Below are 18,559 nucleotides of genomic sequence, written 5' to 3'. Positions count from 1 at the left end.
TTTGTCTGTCTCGTCTTCTATTCTCAAGCCTAATTATAGAAGCAATGCGCGTTCCATAACCGCCATCCGGATTGGAACTCCGTTCGACATTTGCGGGAAGATCCGGGAAGCCGGACTCTCTACAACCGCGTCATCAATTTCAACATTCCGGTTTACCGGAGCAGGGTGCATAATAATTGTGCTTGGATTCAGCTTCGCGGCACGTTCTACGGTAAGTCCGAACCGCTTACGATACTCATCTGCCTTCATATCAATGCCTTTATCATGTCTTTCCAGCTGAACTCTGAGCATCATTACAACATCTGCCTTGAGCGCTTCATCGATGCTTATATAGGGTGCGTGTATTTCAAGCTCTGGAGCCTTCATCATGTCTGGAGCACAGAACGTGACGTTCGCGCCGAGTTTTTGTAAAGCCCACAGATTGGAGCGAGCTACCCGGCTGTGCTTGATATCGCCGATGATGGAGACATTCAGTCCCTTGAGACTGCCAAAGCTCTGTCGCATTGTGTACAGATCCAGAAGCGCCTGTGTCGGGTGCTCGTTGTTCCCGTCTCCTGCGTTAACCAGAGGCACTTTCACTTTCTCAGCAAGCTGTGCGAGTACCCCTTCCGGCTTCAAACGGATCACGCCAGCGTCAATCCCCATCGATTCAAGCGTACGTACCGTATCGTAGATCGACTCTCCCTTGGCTACACTTGAAGCCGCTGCAGCGAAATTCAACACCTCAGCACCCAGGCGTTTCTCAGCCATTTCAAAAGAGAATCTCGTTCGTGTGCTGTTCTCAAAAAACATATTCGCTACAAATTTGGAAGCAAGAACCGGGACAAGCTTCTCTTCTTGTTTATCCCAGTGTGATGCCCGGTCCAAGATCGACTCTATCTCACTTGCAGCTAGTTCCTTCAGTCCCAGCAAACTGCGCTCTTTAATACTTTTTGCGGTTAGTATCATGCTTCATTCCCCCGGTTCTGATTAATGGTGACTTCGTCTTTACCATCAACTTCGATCAGAGCAACCTCGATCGATTCCGATCTTGAGGAAGGAACATTTTTACCGATAAAATCAGGTCTAACCGGCAGCTCGCGATGTCCGCGGTCTGCAAGTACTGCAAGCTGTATCATTTGAGGGCGGCCGATATCCATCAAGGCATCCATTGCAGCACGAATCGTTCTGCCTGTGTAGAGGACATCGTCGAACAAAATTACTTTTTTATTGTGAATGTCAATGTCCAGCTGCTTCTTCATGCTTTGTCTTACATCTGCCTCCACATTCCGGTCATCCCGATAAGGAGTGACGTCGAGGTCAATGCAGGGAACCTTTGTCCCTTCAATTTCCTCAATCTTTGCTGCAATGCGTTCTGCGAGATATACACCGCGTGTGCGGATGCCGACAAGAATACAGCCTTCAATCCCTTTATTTCTCTCCAAAATCTCATGTGCAATCCGAGTGAGTGCTCTGCGAATTGCGATCTCATCCATGATGACGTGTGCTTCACCGCTCATGTGTTTAACCTCCTCCTGGGCTTCCTTGCTTTCTTATAGTCCCGTGACGAGATAAAAAAAACTCCCTGCCGCAAAACTTAGGCAAGGAGTCTCAAAACCGCGGCTACGCACGCCGGGTCTGTAAGCTCTAAAGGACATACCGAAACAGTAGCCGCAGCTAAGATCCGGGTCCAATCACGTTACCTTGCCAGTCTCACGGGACTGATTTAAAGGTGCTATTCATGTTATTGCATGAGCGTGTAACCTCTCTGGATTACTCATGACCCAAGCAATTTTTCATCGACATGAATTATGACAGAAAGCTTATCCTCTGTCAACACCTTAACCAAATAGAAGCAACAAGCCTAGAAGTAAACATTACACAGCGATGAGATTTATACAAAATTATCAGAGAAATATACATTAAACATTCAATATTTTTAATAATTATACAATAAGTTCGTATATTTATCCACTGTTGTTTTTGATGCTTGAATCCAGAAGAAATTCAAACACCACAATATATGCAAAATACGCAAAAAAAGAGACCCTGCATAAAGGGTCTCCTGTCGTCCGTATTTATTAATTAATGGTCATCCTTGGCAAGTCTGAGGAACATAGCTGTAATACCGATTCCGCCCAAGACCATAATAACTGCGATCAATGCGACAAATTCCATAAAATTATGCCTCCTTCATGGATTACTTATATATCTAGTCTACCTCAATTTGGAGGACTTTTATTAGACAATCCGTGACAAAACTATGAAAGATATGATTTGGATCAGAATTCAAACTGAACATCACTTAGCCGGCGTTTTATTTCACCGATCACGCGCTTCTCTTCTTCATCACTGTTCGCTTCAAATGTAACAGAAAAACGGACAAAATGGCCAGCATCGTCCCACGGTACAGAAGAGATCAATTTCTCACGAATGAGGAACTGGGAGAAATCTTCACCTGATTCGAAACGCCGCCCCCCGGCAACTCCTAACGGAACCTCAACGTACAAGAAGATGGAGCCTTTTGGTTTCTCCACTCTGAAGCCCAGCTCATTCAAGGCTAGTACAAGCATGTCATGACGACGGGAGTATTTCTCTACTAATTTCACTGTAATATCTGGATGAGCAAGTCCATAAGCCGCTGCTTTTTGAATAGCAATAAATTGACCGGAATCATTATTGTCCTTAATTTCGCTGAACGCCTTAACAACGAGCGGATTACCCGCCACAAACCCAATACTCCAGCCTGCCATATTGAAGGATTTGGAGAGAGAATGAACCTCTACGCCCACATCTTTGGCACCCGGTATAGACAAGAAGCTGAACGGCTTGAGGCCATCATACGTCAGAGCTGCATAAGTTGCATCATGTATAACAATCACGTTGTATTTCTTAGCCCACTCGATCACTTCACTAAAGAATTCCGTCGTTGCGCTTGCGCCTGTTGGATTGTTCGGATAGTTCAAATAGATTAGCTTCGCACGAAGGGCGATTTCCTCTGGAACAGAAGCTAGGTCAGGCAGGAAGTTGTTCTGTTTAGTCAATTGGACATTGTAAACCTCTCCGCCTAGATACTTCGTATGTGTACCCATTATCGGGTAACCCGGAACGGTTAGAATCGCCACATCACCTGGGTTGATAAATACAGAAGGGATCATGGCAAGAGCCGGCTTAGAGCCGCTGGAATGAACCACCTCATTTACAGGATCAATATCCTCTACACCGAATACTTCTGCAAGGTATGTTGCAGCCGCTTCTTTAAATTCCGGTATTCCGTTATCCGCATATCCCCGATTCTCTGGCTTCGCAGCCTCTGCAGCAAGTGTCGCAACGATCCCTGTGTCAGCCATTTCGTCAGGAGCATAAGCTCCAAGGTCAATCAGTTCAATGTTCGGGTAATCTTTCTTGGCTGCTGATGTAGCACGTTTGATTTTTTCGAATTTATTGCTGTTTGCCCCTTTACCATAGTTAGCACCACCGATACGATCAGCAAAACAATTCTGAATATAAGTTTCTTGATATTTGTCAATGCTCATGAGTGTCCCACATCCTCCCTTGTAGCCAGTTTTCATATTGTAATCCTGTCCACACTTATTACCCATTCGGTACAAGTTTTCCACCAGTTTGCATTCAAACACCATGAAATATTCAGCATTGCTCAAGTTTCTCTTCCCGGAATGAACAACAAAAAAAGAGCCGCACATCACCTGCGACCCTTTTGATATCTTTAATACACGAACTGCAATAATTACAAGCTTATCGACTTCTAAGCGAAGCCAATACATCTTCCATATCTTGAGGCAGAGGAGCATTAAATTCCAATGTTTCTCCTTAATCGGGATGAACAAAACCAAGCGTTGCTGCATGCAGTGCTTGTCCATTCATCTTCACACCCTTACTTCGTCCATACATCGGATCTCCGACAAGCGGATGACCAATAAATTTCATATGCACCCGGATTTGATGTGTTCTGCCCGTCTCCAGCTTGAGTTCCAGCAAAGTGTGGTCCCCAAGACGTTCCATCACGGAAAAATGAGTCACTGCATGCTTGCTGTTGCGCTCCGTCACGGTAAACATCTTCCGATCATGCGCATCACGGCCAATCGGTGCATCAATGGTCCCTTGGTCATGCTGAACATGTCCGTGGACTAGTGCAATATAACGCCTGTTTACACTATGGTCTTTGAGCTGTGCCGCAAGCGATGCGTGGGCTTTATCATTCTTGGCAGCCATTAGCAGCCCTGACGTATCCTTATCAATCCTGTGCACAATGCCGGGACGCAGTTCACCGTTAATGCCAGAGAGGTCATGGCAATGATACATCAGCGCGTTCACAAGTGTGCCGGAGGCGTGTCCTGGCGCGGGATGTACAACTAGACCTCTCGGCTTGTTAACAACAATGACACTTGAATCCTCATAGACAACTTCAAGCGGGATGTTCTCCGGCAATATCTCGACCGCGGCGACCTCGGGGACAACTAGCTCAATCTTGTCTCCAGCAGCCAGTTTATAGTTTGACTTTACTTGGTTACCGTTCACTGTCACATGGCCATCACCAATCCAGATTTGGACTTGAGATCGTGATACGTCATCCATGCTGTCAGCTATATATTTATCAATTCGTTCCTTAGCAAAATCCGCCTCGACGGTCCATTCTTGAATGTCCTGGCTAGATTCCTGTTCGGACCGATCTGTCATAAATTTATTCCTTCCCTTCGTCCTGACTCTGTGTCAGCTGCTTCTCACGTCTTGTTTCAAGCAGAGTATCTAATATGATTAAACCTACACCGACGACTATTGCAGAGTCGGCAATGTTAAAGATCGGAAATGTGTAGCTTCCAAAATTAAATTTAAAGAAGTCGACCACCTCACCCGTCAGCAATCGGTCGATAAAGTTGCCAAGCGCGCCGCCAAGCACCAGAGCAAGAGCTACCGGCAATATTTTATCCGGTTGTGATTTAACTTTGTTGATATACCAGATCAAGGCTATCACTACAATCGTCGTTACTACGATAAAGAACCAAGTTTGACCCTGCAGGATGCCGAAGGCTGCTCCACGATTCCGATGGGAAGTAATCAAGAAGAAATCTCCTATGACTGATATTTCCTCCCCTAGGGTCATCCGAGTTGCAACAAGCCATTTTGTACCCTGGTCCACTAGAAAAACAATTAGTGCAATGACATAATATATCACCTTTTTTGTCACTCCGATCCATCTCTTTTACCATTCCATGGGTAATGCCTTGTATATTGTAGCACAAGGTCACGAACAGCGTCTATTTTAAGCTGGCTCAGCAGAGGAGGGACGCTCATGGAGAATATTTATGCAAAATCCTCCTTCTCTAAAATTGAACAAATCAGCACACTCTATACAGACAACCGATGAAGGAAAAGTTCAAGTAAAGGAGTAGACCGCCATGACGCATCTGACGAAGCAGGAATGGAACAGCTTGAAGAAACAGCTTCTTGAGCAGCAACACGATATCGAGCAGCGCGAAAAGGAATCCGACCATTACGGGCTCAGCGGCTCAACACGATACGAAGCCGGAGAGTTGACTACTTTTGATAATCATCCAGGTGATGTTGCAACCGAAATGTATGAACGCGAAAAAGATATTTCTCTAAATGAACACGATGAATTTATGCTTGAACGAATCAAGAGCGCGCTGAATCATATGGAAGAAGGCGATTACGGAAATTGTGCAGTATGCAGTAAGCCCATTCCTTATGAACGCTTAAATGCGGTACCGTATACCATTTACTGCAGAGAGCATGCTCCTGAAACCTCGGTATCGGAGGATCGTCCGATTGAGGAGGAATTTCTGAGTCCACCATTCGGAAGAACAAGCCTTGATGAAAAGGATACCCAGAATGGATTCGATGGTGAAGATACCTGGCAGATTCTTGAGAACTACGGAAATTCCAACACTCCCGCACTTCAGGAAGGCAACAATAACGATGATTACGATGCCATGTACATGGAGGCTGCCGAGGAGATTGATGGCTGTGTTGAAGCATATGAGAGCTTTCTCGCAACCGATATTTACGGCCAGAATGTATCCGTTGTACGCAACAAGCAGTACAGAAGGTATCTGGAGAATCATGAGGGCATGAGCATTCTGGAACCAGATGTTATCGAAGATGATTTATAGAATATAGACCTAATTGTAAATTCAATTCTAACGATTGGGTTCTCTAATAAGTATCCAGTTCTAATTGTCTCTGTACAATGCGAACAATATCGGCAATGTAATCACCGACAATCGGCAAATTCAGTGCACCAAGCAGCTGAAGAACATAGACGATCGTCGCAGCAAAAAAGGTGAATCCGATCGCAATCCCGACTCCTCTTGCTGTACCGGATAACAAATTAAGCCAGATCAGTCGAAAAGGCTTATGCAGCAGTCTTGTATAATCTGCAATCCTTGATTTCTCCAGATCGAGAGCAAGCTTCTGGAGAACACCATGCATCTCATCCATCTGTTCATCCATTTGCTTCACTTCTGCGGAGTAATGCTGACGAATGCGTGATCTTCGCCGAATATTGTTCATAAAGTAAAAGGCCTCATTCCTTCAATTTTCTCAGAAATATGAAACGAGCCGTTAGACGAGGGAGTACCCCTCGGCATTATCGGCTCGCTTTCACATGTAATTCTTTGCTATTATGTCCGCTTTACCTGTATTTTAGCCGGCAAAGCTTCCTTATTTTTTCTAGTGAATCTTAACGCCAATCGTTCTGGAACCGGCTTCGACCTGTTCCATATCCTCCGATGCACCAAATGCCAAATCTGTAACCAATACGTTCTCTCGAAGGACCGATTCAAAAGCCTCAATAGCTGCTCTCAGCTCACTATCGACATCCAGAGTCAGGTTTACGCGCTTCTCAATCGGAAGATCAAGCTTCTTGCGAGTGTCCTGTACTGCACGGACCACCTCACGAACCAGCCCTTCCTGTTCAAGCTCAGGCGTAATTTCCGTGTTCAGCGCAACGGTCAATCCATAGCCGGAAGCTGCCGCAAAGCCTTCTTTTGCTTTTTTCTCAATCAACAGCTCTTCGCTTGTTACTTCAAGCTCAGCTCCGTCCGGCGATACGATATTGAACTGGCCTGCTTCAACAACAGAGCGGGTATCTTCTGCACTCATCGCTTTAAAATGATTTTGCAGGAAGCCTACATTCTTGCCGTATTTCTTACCTGCAACTTTCAGATTAAGTTTAAGTGTAAAGTCTACAAATCCGCTATCGCTCGTCTCAACCTCAATACTCTTGACGTTGATCTCATCCTTGATGATCTCTTCATAGCCAGGGAGATCAAAGTCATGGCTCAGCGATACAATTAGGGCTGATAACGGCTGACGGGTCTTGATGCCGGTCTCGTTACGGACATTCCGTGCAAGCTCAACAATGTTGCGTGCCGTTTCCATATCCTGCTCCAGCTTCTCATCAATCAGCGCTTCGTTTGCTACTGGATAATCGGTCAGATGCACGCTTCCTTTTCCTCCAAGATTACCGTAGACGTCTTCGGACAGCATCGGTGTAAATGGAGCCATCAGCTTAGACAGCGTCAAGAGGACCTCAGTCAGTGTGCCATAAGCTGCAAGCTTATCCTCGGTCAAGCCGCTGCCCCAGAACCGATCGCGGGAACGGCGGATATACCAGTTACTCAATTCATCGACAAATACTTCTATCGCTTTGGCCGCATTCAGGAAGTCATTCACCTGAAGTCCTTTGCTTACTTTTGCAATAAGTGAGTTCAGACGCGACAGCACCCAGCGATCCAGTTTATTCTCCGAACCTTGGAATGGATGATTCTCTGGATCATATCCATCAATGTCAGCGTATAGCGCAAGGAATGCATGTGTATTGACAATCGTGTCAATCACCTTGGATTTCGCTTCTCCGACGATGCCCTTGGAGAAACGCTTGCTGTTCCATGGAGCACTGTCTGCAAGGAGAGCCCATCGGAATGCATCCGTACCATACTCTTCAATGATTTCCCAAGGATCAATCACATTTCCTTTGGATTTGGACATCTTCTGCCCGTTCTCATCCAAAATATGACCTGTTGCCATAACCGCCTTATAAGGCGCTTTTCCTGTAAACAGGGTAGAAACAGCCAGCAAGCTGTAGAACCAGCCGCGTGTCTGATCAATTCCTTCACAGATCATATCCGCAGGATATTGCTGTTCAAATGTCTCTCTGTTCTCAAATGGATAGTGGTGCTGTGCATACGGCATTGATCCGCTGTCAAACCACACATCAATCACTTCTGAAGTGCGTTCCATAACACCACTCTCACAGTGTGTACAACGTACCTTCACTTCATCAACATAAGGCTTATGCAGCTCAAGCTCCGGGCTTACCTCAGAAACCGCATGCTTACGCAGCTCTTCGTGGCTGTGAGGAGCGAACTGCCCTCCACAATCCGGACACACCCACACGTTAAGCGGAGTACCCCAGTAACGGTTACGACTGATATTCCAATCCACCAAATCTTCAAGGAACTTACCAAAACGTCCTTCACGAACGTGTCCTGGGTACCAATCCACCGTATTATTGTTAGCGATCAGTTGATCCTTCACTGCCGTCGTTTCAATAAACCAGCTGTCCATGGCATAGTACAGGAGTGGAGATTTGCAGCGCCAGCAGAATGGATAGCTGTGCTCAATTTTTTCTTTGCTGTACAGCAGTCCCTGCTCGGACAGATGCTTCACAATATCCAGATCGCAATCTTTAACAAACCGTCCTGCAAAATCGGTAACTTCCTCCGTATACTTCCCTTCCGAATTCACGACACTGACAAAGCTGATTCCATTCTCACGGCAAGTCTTGTAGTCATCCTCACCATGTGCCGGAGCCATATGAACAATCCCTGTACCGCTTGCATCCGTAACAAAGCTTGCCCCGACCACGATATTGGCTTTTTCGGCTGCAATGTAGTTAAACGGCGGAGTATAAGTTAAGCCGACAAGCTCGGAACCCTGCAAGCTGGACAATACCTCGTAGTCACCCTTCATCACTTTCTCGACGAGATTTTTGGCAACAATATAGATTCCGTCTTCCTGCTTAACACGTGCGTATTCCATCTCCGGGTTAACAGCCAGCGCAACGTGAGATGGGAGTGTCCAAGGGGTAGTTGTCCAAGCCAGGATGTACTCATCACGATCATGAAGCTTGAATTTCGCTGTTGCACTAAGGTCCTTCACATCCTCATAACCTTGCGCTACTTCGTGAGAGCTGAGTGTCGTTTGGCAGCAAGGGCAGTAAGGGCTTACCCGATGACCCCGATAGAGCAGGCCTTTGTCATGAATCGTAGCCAGAATGTTCCAGACACTTTCGATATATGTGTTATCCAGCGTTACATAAGGATGATCCAGATCCGTCCAGTAGCCGATTGCTTCCGTTAGCTCACGCCATTTATGCTCGTATTCGAATACACTCGCTTTACATTTCTTAATGAATGCTTCCACACCATAATTCTCAATTTCTTGTTTGCCGCTGATGCCCAGCTGCTTCTCGACACCAAGTTCAACCGGAAGACCATGCGTATCCCAGCCCGCCTTGCGGACAACCCGGTATCCGTTCATCGTCTGATAGCGGCCGACAAAGTCCTTAATTACACGGCCCAGCACGTGGCCAATATGTGGCGCCCCATTCGCTGTAGGTGGTCCCTCGTAGAAGACATAATTAGGTCTGCCTTCACGATTCTCAATTGATTTCTTGAATGTATCCTCCGCTTGCCATTTTCCCAGGATTCGCTGCTCACGAGCGCGAGCCTTCTCCTTGATGTCAACTCGTTTCATCCATCTCTTCCTTTCATCAGTTACCTATCCTGTTGATTTTGCTCCAAGAAAAAAATAAAAAAGCCTCGCCCCTAATAAGGGACGAGACTGTTCTCGCGTTACCACCCTAGTTCCGCAATTTGTCTTACGTGTGACAAATAAACGGCGCTCTAATCCTTATGTGACTACCATAAGGAGCCGATATAACGTTCGGCATACGGTTCGGCTTAATTGCAGCTGCTATAGCATGCTTTCGGCTTCACTTCTCCGGGATGATATTCAGCCATGTTCCGTTTCATTGGCTCGCACCCACCGCCAACTCTCTGTAAACGAATGCTCATGAGCTTACTGGTTCCCATCATCAAACCTTTATTATGAATTACATATAACAATATTTATAGCCTCTTTACAGCAAAAAGTCAACCTGACAGATGACCCGTTGTTTATGTTAGTAAATTTCCTTCATTTCGCGTTCGCGCTCACGAACCTCCTGCTCCCGGTTCTCAAGAGCTTCCCAGCCATCCACATTCAACAGCTCCAGCTGAGCTTCCACAAGAGTGCGGAAACGAGCACGGTAAATGGAAGCCTGCTTCTTCAGCTCCTCAACTTCAAGCGAAATTTTGCGCGACTTGGATAGAGCTTCGTTCACGATCCGGTCTGCATTCTTCTCTGCTTCCTTTACAATCAGCTGTGCTTCCTTCTTCGAATTGTTCTTTACTTCATCAGCAGCTTCCTGCGCAACAATAATGGTCTTGCTGAGAGTTTCCTCAATATTTGCAAAATGATCCAGCTTCTCCTGCACGGACAGCAACTGTGTGCTAAGCTCCTTGTTCTCACGGATAACAGCCTCGTAGTCTTTGATTACTTGATCCAAAAACTCATTGACCTCATCCTCATCATAACCACGAATACGGCGGGCAAATTCCTTATTATGTATGTCCAGCGGCGTTAGTGGCATGCTGTCCACCTCCTATAGTATTAACCTCTTGATAAGAGAGGCATTAAACTTCATTCTATTTATCGGTCCAGTACATCATTTCATAAACTCTGACCTAAAGATTTCGACAAGAAAACATGAATTCCTGCATATATATCTATACAAATTTACCCACTTTCACACGAAACCGACCTTTTTTGGTCATTCCATCGGTTTCCATCACTTTAAAACGCCCCAAGCCTTGAACGGATACCACATCCCCTGCCTGCAGCATTTTGGATGGGTCCTCTGCCACCTTCCAGTTCACTTTGCAGCGTCCTGCCTTAATCGGGGTAAGTATCTTGCTCCGGCTCAGTCTGTATACATCACTTGCAATTCCGTCCAAACGCAAAGAAGCCACCGTCAGATCCATCATCTGGAGAGCTAGATCACTCGTCCGCAGCTGATCTACCGGCAGTATGTCAGTAAATACATTCATTCGATGCACCTGGTGAAGGTGAAGCGAGAAATAGTCTGCAATTTCCTTGGCAACAACCGTGTGGCATCCATCATCCAGAACATGAATGTCACCGAGCTTTCCCCGTTTGAGCCCAAGGCTTAGCAGTGCTCCCATATAATCCCCATGATCGAGCTGCAGAAATTTTTGATCCGCCGAAGTTATGCTCAGAACTGCAAGTCCCATATCCTGATCATCCAGATAAGCATAGTCAGGGGCAATCAGTGCTCTTTGACGCTCCGCATTTGCAGATCCGCCCTCCATACGCACTTGTACATCCCCTCTACGATTCGCAAGCGTATCCAAAATATAGGCCTGGCGCGGGTCCAGAAAGTCCGTCAGTTTCATCTCATGATACTGTCCAGCATGTTCTACCCACTCCCAGGCCTTATCTACAAAATCCCGTTCATCGGGGTGAAAATGTTCATAAATGTCTGTACGCATTTCATAATCACCCTGTATATAATATTGAACTTGTCTAAGTGAAAATCCCTTCCAATATTGCGCTTAGTCCGGTCGCAGCATACCTCAAAGCAATGATGGCTATGATCGGTGAAATGTCGAGCATTCCGAAAATAGGCGGTATGAATCTGCGGAAAGGAGCAAGATAAGGCTCTACAATCTTGCCTAATATTTCTCCAAACTTAGACTCTCTAGCATTAGGAAGCCAAGACATCAGGATGTATATAATAATCATCCAGTAGTAAATGTTAACCAAGCTGTTAACCAACTGTAATACAATTTCCAAAAACCTGTCACCTCATTCTGTTGTAATCTGCTTCGCTGTCGTGATCTGTAAGTATTTCCGCGATGGTTCCTTGTATTTCAACGGTGTCGGGTGTACAGAGAAAAATGTTTCCACCGATTTTGGAAATGCCTCCGCCAAGTGCATAGACGGTACCGCTTAGAAAATCAATAATGCGAAGAGCCTGATCCTTTCGCACACGCTGCAAATTGACAACAACGGTCCGATGGGATTTAATATGATCGGCGATCTCCTGTGCTTCATCGTAACTACGCGGCTCGTACAGAACGACCTTTACATTTTTTTGGGAATGAATGCTTACCACATTATTGCCCTTCTGGTTTCTACGTTTATCAAAGCTCGGCGTTTCAACTTCTTGTTCGGGCTCATCTACGCGTGAATTGACTTGCTCACGTTCTACAACCTCTTCTTCTTCTTGAAGACCGAAAAAATTCATAAATTTATTCACTACACTCATCTCCTTTAGCCCTCCTCTTTACCTACGAGAACACTTCCCAGCCTCACCCAGGTTGCACCTTCCTGAATCGCTATCTCAAAATCATTGGACATCCCCATCGACAAATCGGTCAACGGTTCATGGGTCAAGGCTTGTCTATTCAAGTCGTCTCTAAGTTCACGAAGTCCGCGAAATACGGGACGCGTCCGTTCCGCTTCTTCTTCAAAGGGGGCCATTGTCATAAGTCCGGCGACTTGAATATGATTAAATTCACGAATTTCTTTGAGCAGCGGAACGACTTGCTCTAGCTGAAGACCATATTTCGATTCTTCACCTGAGATATTAACCTGCAGCATACACTGTACCTTAAGGTCCAGCTGTGCCGCCTTCTTCTCGATCTCACGAGCGAGAGACAGTCTGTCTAATGAATGGATGTATGGAAATTTACCGATTACATCCTTAACTTTGTTCGTCTGCAAATGACCGATAAAATGCCATACACCCCGATGTCCGAGGGCTTTCCATTTCTCCTCGGCATTTTGCCATCGGTTCTCGCCAATATGTATCAGTCCGCTGCCAAGCACTTTCTCTGTCATTTCGACAGAGACATACTTGGTTACCGCGATTACATTGACACTATCTTTATTGCGGCCGCTTGCCTCGCAAGCAGCTTGGATGCGTTCATCCACATGCTGTATTCTCTCCTCCAGTGACAAGGAGGGTCACCTCTCTTCCAATCCAATCCAGCTTGCCATTCTGCCTGTAATGCCACCTTCCTTACGATAACTGAAGAAAAGTTCAGGGTGGCAGCTTGTACACCATGATGTACATTCGATATGATCCGGCAATATTCCTGCTTTCATCATAATGTGTCGATTGACTTCTTTCAAGTCGAGCATGCATTTTCCTTCTGGTGCAGGCTGATGTGCCTTCCTGTATGCAGAATCTTCATATTCATCTTTACCCTGTTCAAGTTCGTACAAAACCTTCACACGGTCCATCACATAATCATCAACCTCATAGCAGCAGCTTCCAATCGATGGGCCAATCGCCGTCAGTATATCACTCCGCTTACATCCATAATGCTCTTCCATCTGCTCAATCATACGTTCTGCAATCTTCTGAACCGTCCCCTTCCATCCGGCATGGGCCAGGCCAACCACTTCTTTGACCGGATCAAAGAAATACAGCGGAACACAATCCGCGTAAAATGAAGTCAGCAGCACACCGCGAACGTTCGTCAGTAATCCGTCTGTATCCTGGATCGCCGACTCTCGATCGAAGAAGCCCTTGCCTCGATCTGCTTCAGTTACAATGGCAATCTCGCTCTTATGTACTTGCTCGCCGCAAGTCCAAGCCTCTGGCAGTATTCCAATCTTCTCGGCAATGCGTCTGCGATTATTAATTACATCTTCAGGGTTGTCACCCACATGAAAAGCACAGTTGAGACTGCTGTATGGCGCATTTCCGACACCTCCAGCCCGGCTTGTATATCCCGTCATAAGTCCCTTACTCCTCGAATAGGAAGTCCAGGGCTCTATTGCAAACAGCTTCGGTCCACTGTCATTATCATTCAGCACAAAAGGTTCCATGCTTGTGTATCACCTCGTTCTTCGTTAGAAACATCTATACACCAGTGTACCAAAAAAACATCCCTTAGTCTCTTTAGTGGAGACTAGAAACCCTTTCGTTCTCCTTCACGCCGCTCAGTACGTTCGTTATATACATCCTCGGGCTTCGCTTCCTTCACTTCATCCATCTTCACTAGCACGACATCCGAACCGATCTTGACGATATTGCGCCAAGGGATAATCAGATCTGCTCCTCCTCCAAACAACCCCATGAATCGGCTGTAGCTCGGTACAACAATGGCCTCAATGCGCCCTTGCCGAAGGTCCAGCTCAAGATCACTGATCTGACCCAGTCTTTTCCCATCCACAATATTAATGACATCCTTGGTTTGAAAATCCGATATTTTCATTGCTCTCACCGTCAGATCTCCTGAGCTCATCTTATCCTCACATCCCGCTCTTATGAATTGAATCCTTATATCAATATCAATATATGTTCTGAACGCCCAAAATGTCCTTTTTTTTATGAGAGCTTGGTCACTCCGGACAATAATAAAACCTCTAGTTCCGCGCTGCTTACGCGAAAGTAGAGGTTATTTTGAATGATGATGCACCACTAACCATGTTTGAATCAAGATCTTATTTCTTCGGTTTAGATTTTAACGTGTTTTTGCATTTGCTGAATGGCTGATTTTTCAAGTCTTGATACCTGCGCCTGGGAAATACCGATCTCATCAGCCACTTCCATCTGAGTCTTTCCTTCGAAAAAGCGCATGGATAGAATCATCTTTTCCCGCTGCCCAAGCCGCTGCATTGCTTCCCTAAGCGCGATCTCCTCGATCCACGACACATCCTTGTTCTTGTCGTCACTGATCTGGTCCATTACATAGATCGGGTCACCACCGTCATGATATATCGGCTCAAACAAGGACACTGGGTCCTGAATCGCATCAAGTGCGAATACAACATCCTCTTTAGGCACATTGAGCACTTCGGAAATTTCAAAAATGGTCGGCTCACGCGAGTTCATATTGGTCAGAGCATCTCTGACCTGCAATGCCTTATATGCAATATCCCGGAGGGATCTGGAAACTCGAATCGGGTTGTTATCCCGCAGGTATCTTCGAATTTCACCGATAATCATCGGTACTGCATAGGTGGAGAACTTTACATTTTGAGACAAATCAAAGTTATCAATGGCTTTCATGAGGCCTATACAGCCAACCTGGAATAAATCGTCAACGAATTCTCCCCGGTTATTGAAACGTTGAATGACGCTGAGCACGAGGCGCAGGTTCCCATTCACTAATTTCTCTCTAGCTGAGCGCTCATTATTTTGCTGAAGATTCGTAAATAACTCACGCATTTCTACGTTGGTTAGGACCGGCAGTTTCGACGTATCCACGCCACAAATCTCGACTTTATTACGGGTCATCGTGATTTACCTCCCAAGGAGAAACATTAATGTACATTATCTCCGGGAGAGGTATTTTTATTCCATTTCCATGAGCTTACCAGTTATACCCAAGACTTGATTTTACACCATTTTGTTGAACTCCTTGCGCAGTCGCTTAATGATTCGTTTTTCAAGTCTGGAGATGTAAGACTGGGAGATGCCCAGCATGTCTGCGACATCTTTCTGGGTCTTCTCTTCCCCATCCTGAAGACCGAAACGAAGCTCCATTATCATCCGTTCCCGTTCCGTCAGCTTGTCTAATGCTTTGTGCAGCAGCTTGCGGTCGACCTGTTCCTCTATATTGCGATAGATCGTATCATTCTCCGTACCGAGCACATCAGACAAGAGCAGCTCATTGCCATCCCAATCAATATTAAGCGGCTCATCAAAAGAAACCTCGGTTCGTATCTTGCTATTGCGGCGAAGATACATTAGTATTTCGTTCTCGATACAACGAGACGCATAGGTTGCCAGCTTGATTTTTTTCTCCGGATCAAAAGTGTTCACGGCTTTAATTAAACCGATCGCACCGATCGAGATCAAATCTTCAATGTTAATACCCGTGTTCTCAAATTTGCGGGCAATGTAGACGACAAGTCTGATGTTGCGCTCGATCAGCATCGCCCGAATGGCTGGATCTCCCGTCTTCAGCTTTTGCAACAAATAATCTTCTTCTTCCCGAGTCAGTGGCGGCGGGAGAGCTTCACTCCCCCCAATATAGTATATCTCCTCACTCTTCAGCCCGAACAAAAACAGGAACCGGTAATACTGAAGCTGTGCGGCGAGTTTCCATTTCACAAGCATGTACGCTTCCTCCTATACCACGTTCAGCGGCTTTTCTGTTTGACTGGATGATGGTTTGACAATGGGGTCCTGCACATATTCCGGATGAATGATCGCCCTGTATTTCCCTTCAGATGAGAGCGTTCCACCATCAAGACCGATCAGTGTGCGAGCCGGAGTATAGCACGTCCCATTCATCTTGATCATGACCGAGTCGGGTTTAATTGCAAGCATAAACGACGTTCCTTTATTGATTCCCCGGAAGGGGATAAGCCTTAATCGATCCTGCCATTCGAATCCATCGCCCAGCTCCATAACAAGCTGATCAGCGGGAACCTGTGATATCCTTCCTTTCCAAGTCTCCGGCAGGTAAGAATCCCATAACGTGGCTTCCATGACCATGACTGGCGTTCGGGTCAACGGATCTGTGAGCTGATTGCCTGTATCCACAAGTCCCGTGCAGCTCACTTCGACTTCCCCAATGCGTACGTTTACTTCACCGAAAAACACTGTCATTTGATCTGCTTTTTTCTTGCTCTTATGAACCGCTCTAAAGATGAATAGAACACAAAAGAAGACAATAAACATAAACCAGAACCCTATTTGCAGTTCAAACGACACGCCGCCAGTTGTAGTGAACAATATTCCATTGAATAACTCACCTGAGCTTTGGAGTAAATAATGCAACCCGAGTATACCGCCTGCAGCCACAAAATTGATTACGTAAAAGGAACCTATCGTCTTCATGAAGCTCTGCAGGCTATGGAATCCGAAGGAGGTCCAAATCATCAATAATGACAAGCCGAACTTAATGAGAAAGGTGTACAAAAAGGTAAGCTCGGGTACGAACATCATGACAACATAAAGCGCTCCAATGACCGCAGCAATAACCATTCGCCACCACTTTGGCCTCTGACGCTGCATCCAAGCTGTTAAGAATAACAGAACCCAGTCAATCAGCAGGTTGGTCAGAAAAATCAAGTCGATGTATACAACCAGTTTTTCTCACCACCCTTATCTTATATCTTCGAATCAAAGAATATAACCAGTATAAGGAGGGAGACTTTCAAAGTCTGTCTAAACTTGGGAGGAGGATTGCAACTTTTTTTGTCGGATTTTTCAACTTATTCAAAGTGGGAGTGACAGGAAACAAAAAAATGCAGCCTTATGCAGGCTGCATTAATGAATCGTATTATTCGTTGCTATTGCCGTTGTTTCTAGTGCGATTCCGCAGGAACGTCGGAATATCCAATTGATCAGAGCTAGGCTGATTACCAAATGGCTTCAGGTTAGTAGAACGATTCTCCTGCGCTTCCGGCTGAGAAGGCTTGCGTGCAGGCGGTGCAGCTGCAGCAGGCTTATTCTCGAATCCTGTCGCAATAACCGTAACCTTAATTTCTTCCTTCAAATTCTCATCGATAATGGCACCAAAGATCATGTTCACTTCTGGGTCCGATGCAGAGGTTACAATCTCGGCTGCTTCATTCACTTCGTAAAGTGACAGGTTAGCCCCACCTGTTATGTTCATGATTACACCGCGAGCCCCTTCAATGGAGGTTTCAAGCAGCGGACTCATGATGGCTTTGCGGGCAGCCTCAGCTGCTCTGTTCTCACCTGTTGCCATTCCAATTCCCATCAAGGCTGAGCCGCGTTCAGTCATAATCGTCTTCACATCAGCAAAGTCAAGGTTTATCAATCCAGGAACAGCGATAAGGTCGGAAATACCTTGTACCGCTTGGCGAAGTACGTTGTCTGCTTCACGGAAGGCTTCCAACATAGGAGTCTTCTTATCCACAATCTCAAGCAAGCGATCATTCGGAATAACGATCAGCGTATCCACTTTTTCTTTCAGCGCTTCTATACCATGCTCTGCTTGATTGGAACGCTTGCGTCCTTCAAACGTAAACGGGCGAGTAACCACACCCACCGTTAGTGCTCCACATTCTTTGGCGATCTCTGCGATCACAGGAGCTGCACCCGTTCCTGTACCTCCGCCCATACCTGCCGTCACGAATACCATATCCGCGCCTTTAAGTGTGTTAGCGATAAGGTCACGAGATTCCTCGGCTGCCTTCTTACCAACTTCAGGATTAGCACCAGCACCAAGCCCTCTTGTCAGCTTATCGCCGATTTGCAGTTTGTGTTCAGAACGGGCAAGATGCAATGCTTGAGCATCCGTATTCACCGTAATGAATTCAACTCCCTGCACACCATTCTCAATCATTCGGTTCACAGCGTTGCTTCCGCCGCCACCGACACCTATTACTTTTATCTGAGCCAAGCTCTCCATCTCGAAATCAAATTCCAACATACTTTTCCATCTCCCCCTCATGTGTGCATGGATGGCTCGTCCAC

The 18,559-nt window shown here is 46.0% G+C and carries 18 protein-coding genes, 1 pseudogene and 1 other annotated feature; of the genes and pseudogenes, 1 reads left to right on the top strand and 18 read right to left on the bottom strand.

Translation table 11 applies throughout. The features are described 5' to 3' along the window. Positions 1 to 33 precede the first annotated feature (33 nt). The 5 genes and pseudogenes from ACFQ3J_RS01280 to lspA all read right to left on the bottom strand — a co-directional run bounded on the left by ACFQ3J_RS01280 (position 34) and on the right by lspA (position 5,173). Positions 34 to 948, bottom strand: a complete 915-nt coding sequence (locus ACFQ3J_RS01280) for an aspartate carbamoyltransferase catalytic subunit (RefSeq protein ID WP_251580871.1) — start codon at positions 946 to 948, stop codon at positions 34 to 36. Continuing rightward, positions 945 to 1,499 carry a bifunctional pyr operon transcriptional regulator/uracil phosphoribosyltransferase PyrR gene (gene pyrR / locus ACFQ3J_RS01275; protein ID WP_091158500.1) on the bottom strand — a complete coding sequence of 185 codons (555 nt, stop codon included), beginning with the start codon at positions 1,497 to 1,499 and terminating at the stop codon, positions 945 to 947. The genes ACFQ3J_RS01280 and pyrR overlap by 4 nt, the downstream gene beginning before the upstream one ends. Before the next feature lie 762 nt (positions 1,500 to 2,261). Next, positions 2,262 to 3,515: an LL-diaminopimelate aminotransferase gene (locus ACFQ3J_RS01270; protein WP_251580869.1), complete on the bottom strand. Its 1,254-nt coding sequence runs from the start codon at positions 3,513 to 3,515 to the stop codon at positions 2,262 to 2,264. Positions 3,516 to 3,735: 220 nt separating this feature from the next. After that, positions 3,736 to 4,677: pseudogene (locus ACFQ3J_RS01265) on the bottom strand (RluA family pseudouridine synthase). Positions 4,678 to 4,681: 4 nt separating this feature from the next. Continuing rightward, positions 4,682 to 5,173: a signal peptidase II gene (lspA, locus tag ACFQ3J_RS01260; RefSeq protein WP_251581643.1), complete on the bottom strand. Its 492-nt coding sequence runs from the start codon at positions 5,171 to 5,173 to the stop codon at positions 4,682 to 4,684. Between the two features lie 223 nt (positions 5,174 to 5,396). Between lspA and ACFQ3J_RS01255 the strand changes: the two genes are divergently transcribed. Beyond that, a complete protein-coding gene (locus ACFQ3J_RS01255) occupies positions 5,397 to 6,131 on the top strand; it encodes a TraR/DksA C4-type zinc finger protein (protein WP_091158503.1) in 735 nt (244 codons plus the stop codon). A 43-nt stretch (positions 6,132 to 6,174) separates the two neighbouring features. Here the strand turns inward: ACFQ3J_RS01255 and ACFQ3J_RS01250 are convergent, their stop codons facing one another. From ACFQ3J_RS01250 to ftsZ, 13 genes are all read right to left on the bottom strand, one after another. Continuing rightward, positions 6,175 to 6,459, bottom strand: coding sequence for a DUF5665 domain-containing protein (locus ACFQ3J_RS01250; protein WP_379293221.1), 285 nt, complete (start codon positions 6,457 to 6,459; stop codon positions 6,175 to 6,177). A 231-nt stretch (positions 6,460 to 6,690) separates the two neighbouring features. Then, positions 6,691 to 9,780: an isoleucine--tRNA ligase gene (gene ileS / locus ACFQ3J_RS01245; protein ID WP_251580865.1), complete on the bottom strand. Its 3,090-nt coding sequence runs from the start codon at positions 9,778 to 9,780 to the stop codon at positions 6,691 to 6,693. A gap of 74 nt (positions 9,781 to 9,854) precedes the next feature. Beyond that, positions 9,855 to 10,130, bottom strand: a binding site (T-box leader). Between the two features lie 77 nt (positions 10,131 to 10,207). Next, the gene (locus ACFQ3J_RS01240; protein ID WP_091158508.1) at positions 10,208 to 10,717 is read right to left on the bottom strand and encodes a DivIVA domain-containing protein; all 510 of its coding nucleotides are present in this window, start codon (positions 10,715 to 10,717) and stop codon (positions 10,208 to 10,210) included. A 136-nt stretch (positions 10,718 to 10,853) separates the two neighbouring features. Further along, positions 10,854 to 11,636, bottom strand: coding sequence for a YlmH family RNA-binding protein (locus tag ACFQ3J_RS01235; protein ID WP_251580863.1), 783 nt, complete (start codon positions 11,634 to 11,636; stop codon positions 10,854 to 10,856). 34 nt (positions 11,637 to 11,670) lie between these two features. Further along, complete coding sequence (locus ACFQ3J_RS01230; protein WP_091158511.1) at positions 11,671 to 11,940, bottom strand: YggT family protein; 270 nt, start codon at positions 11,938 to 11,940, stop codon at positions 11,671 to 11,673. Positions 11,941 to 11,947: 7 nt separating this feature from the next. After that, positions 11,948 to 12,415 (bottom strand): cell division protein SepF, encoded by a 468-nt coding sequence (locus ACFQ3J_RS01225; RefSeq protein ID WP_091158513.1) that lies wholly within the window; start codon positions 12,413 to 12,415, stop codon positions 11,948 to 11,950. 5 nt (positions 12,416 to 12,420) lie between these two features. Beyond that, a complete protein-coding gene (locus ACFQ3J_RS01220; protein WP_251580861.1) occupies positions 12,421 to 13,110 on the bottom strand; it encodes a YggS family pyridoxal phosphate-dependent enzyme in 690 nt (229 codons plus the stop codon). Between the two features lie 6 nt (positions 13,111 to 13,116). Continuing rightward, on the bottom strand, positions 13,117 to 13,986 hold the full coding sequence (pgeF, locus tag ACFQ3J_RS01215) for a peptidoglycan editing factor PgeF (RefSeq protein WP_251580859.1): 870 nt from the start codon (positions 13,984 to 13,986) through the stop codon (positions 13,117 to 13,119). A gap of 83 nt (positions 13,987 to 14,069) precedes the next feature. Continuing rightward, positions 14,070 to 14,375, bottom strand: coding sequence for a YlmC/YmxH family sporulation protein (locus tag ACFQ3J_RS01210; RefSeq protein ID WP_379293219.1), 306 nt, complete (start codon positions 14,373 to 14,375; stop codon positions 14,070 to 14,072). A gap of 242 nt (positions 14,376 to 14,617) precedes the next feature. Then, positions 14,618 to 15,400 (bottom strand): RNA polymerase sporulation sigma factor SigG, encoded by a 783-nt coding sequence (gene sigG, locus ACFQ3J_RS01205; protein ID WP_091158519.1) that lies wholly within the window; start codon positions 15,398 to 15,400, stop codon positions 14,618 to 14,620. A gap of 102 nt (positions 15,401 to 15,502) precedes the next feature. Beyond that, a complete protein-coding gene (gene sigE, locus ACFQ3J_RS01200) occupies positions 15,503 to 16,225 on the bottom strand; it encodes an RNA polymerase sporulation sigma factor SigE (RefSeq protein ID WP_091158520.1) in 723 nt (240 codons plus the stop codon). A 12-nt stretch (positions 16,226 to 16,237) separates the two neighbouring features. Then, on the bottom strand, positions 16,238 to 17,203 hold the full coding sequence (gene spoIIGA, locus ACFQ3J_RS01195) for a sigma-E processing peptidase SpoIIGA (protein ID WP_091158522.1): 966 nt from the start codon (positions 17,201 to 17,203) through the stop codon (positions 16,238 to 16,240). Between the two features lie 193 nt (positions 17,204 to 17,396). Continuing rightward, positions 17,397 to 18,515: a cell division protein FtsZ gene (gene ftsZ / locus ACFQ3J_RS01190; protein WP_091158523.1), complete on the bottom strand. Its 1,119-nt coding sequence runs from the start codon at positions 18,513 to 18,515 to the stop codon at positions 17,397 to 17,399. Positions 18,516 to 18,559: the final 44 nt, after the last annotated feature.

Origin of the sequence: Paenibacillus provencensis, from assembly GCF_042678545.1 — a bacterium.
Lineage (GTDB): Bacteria > Bacillota > Bacilli > Paenibacillales > Paenibacillaceae > Paenibacillus > Paenibacillus provencensis.
Note: the sequence above shows the minus strand (reverse complement) of the source record. Positions and strands in the feature narration are given on the sequence as shown.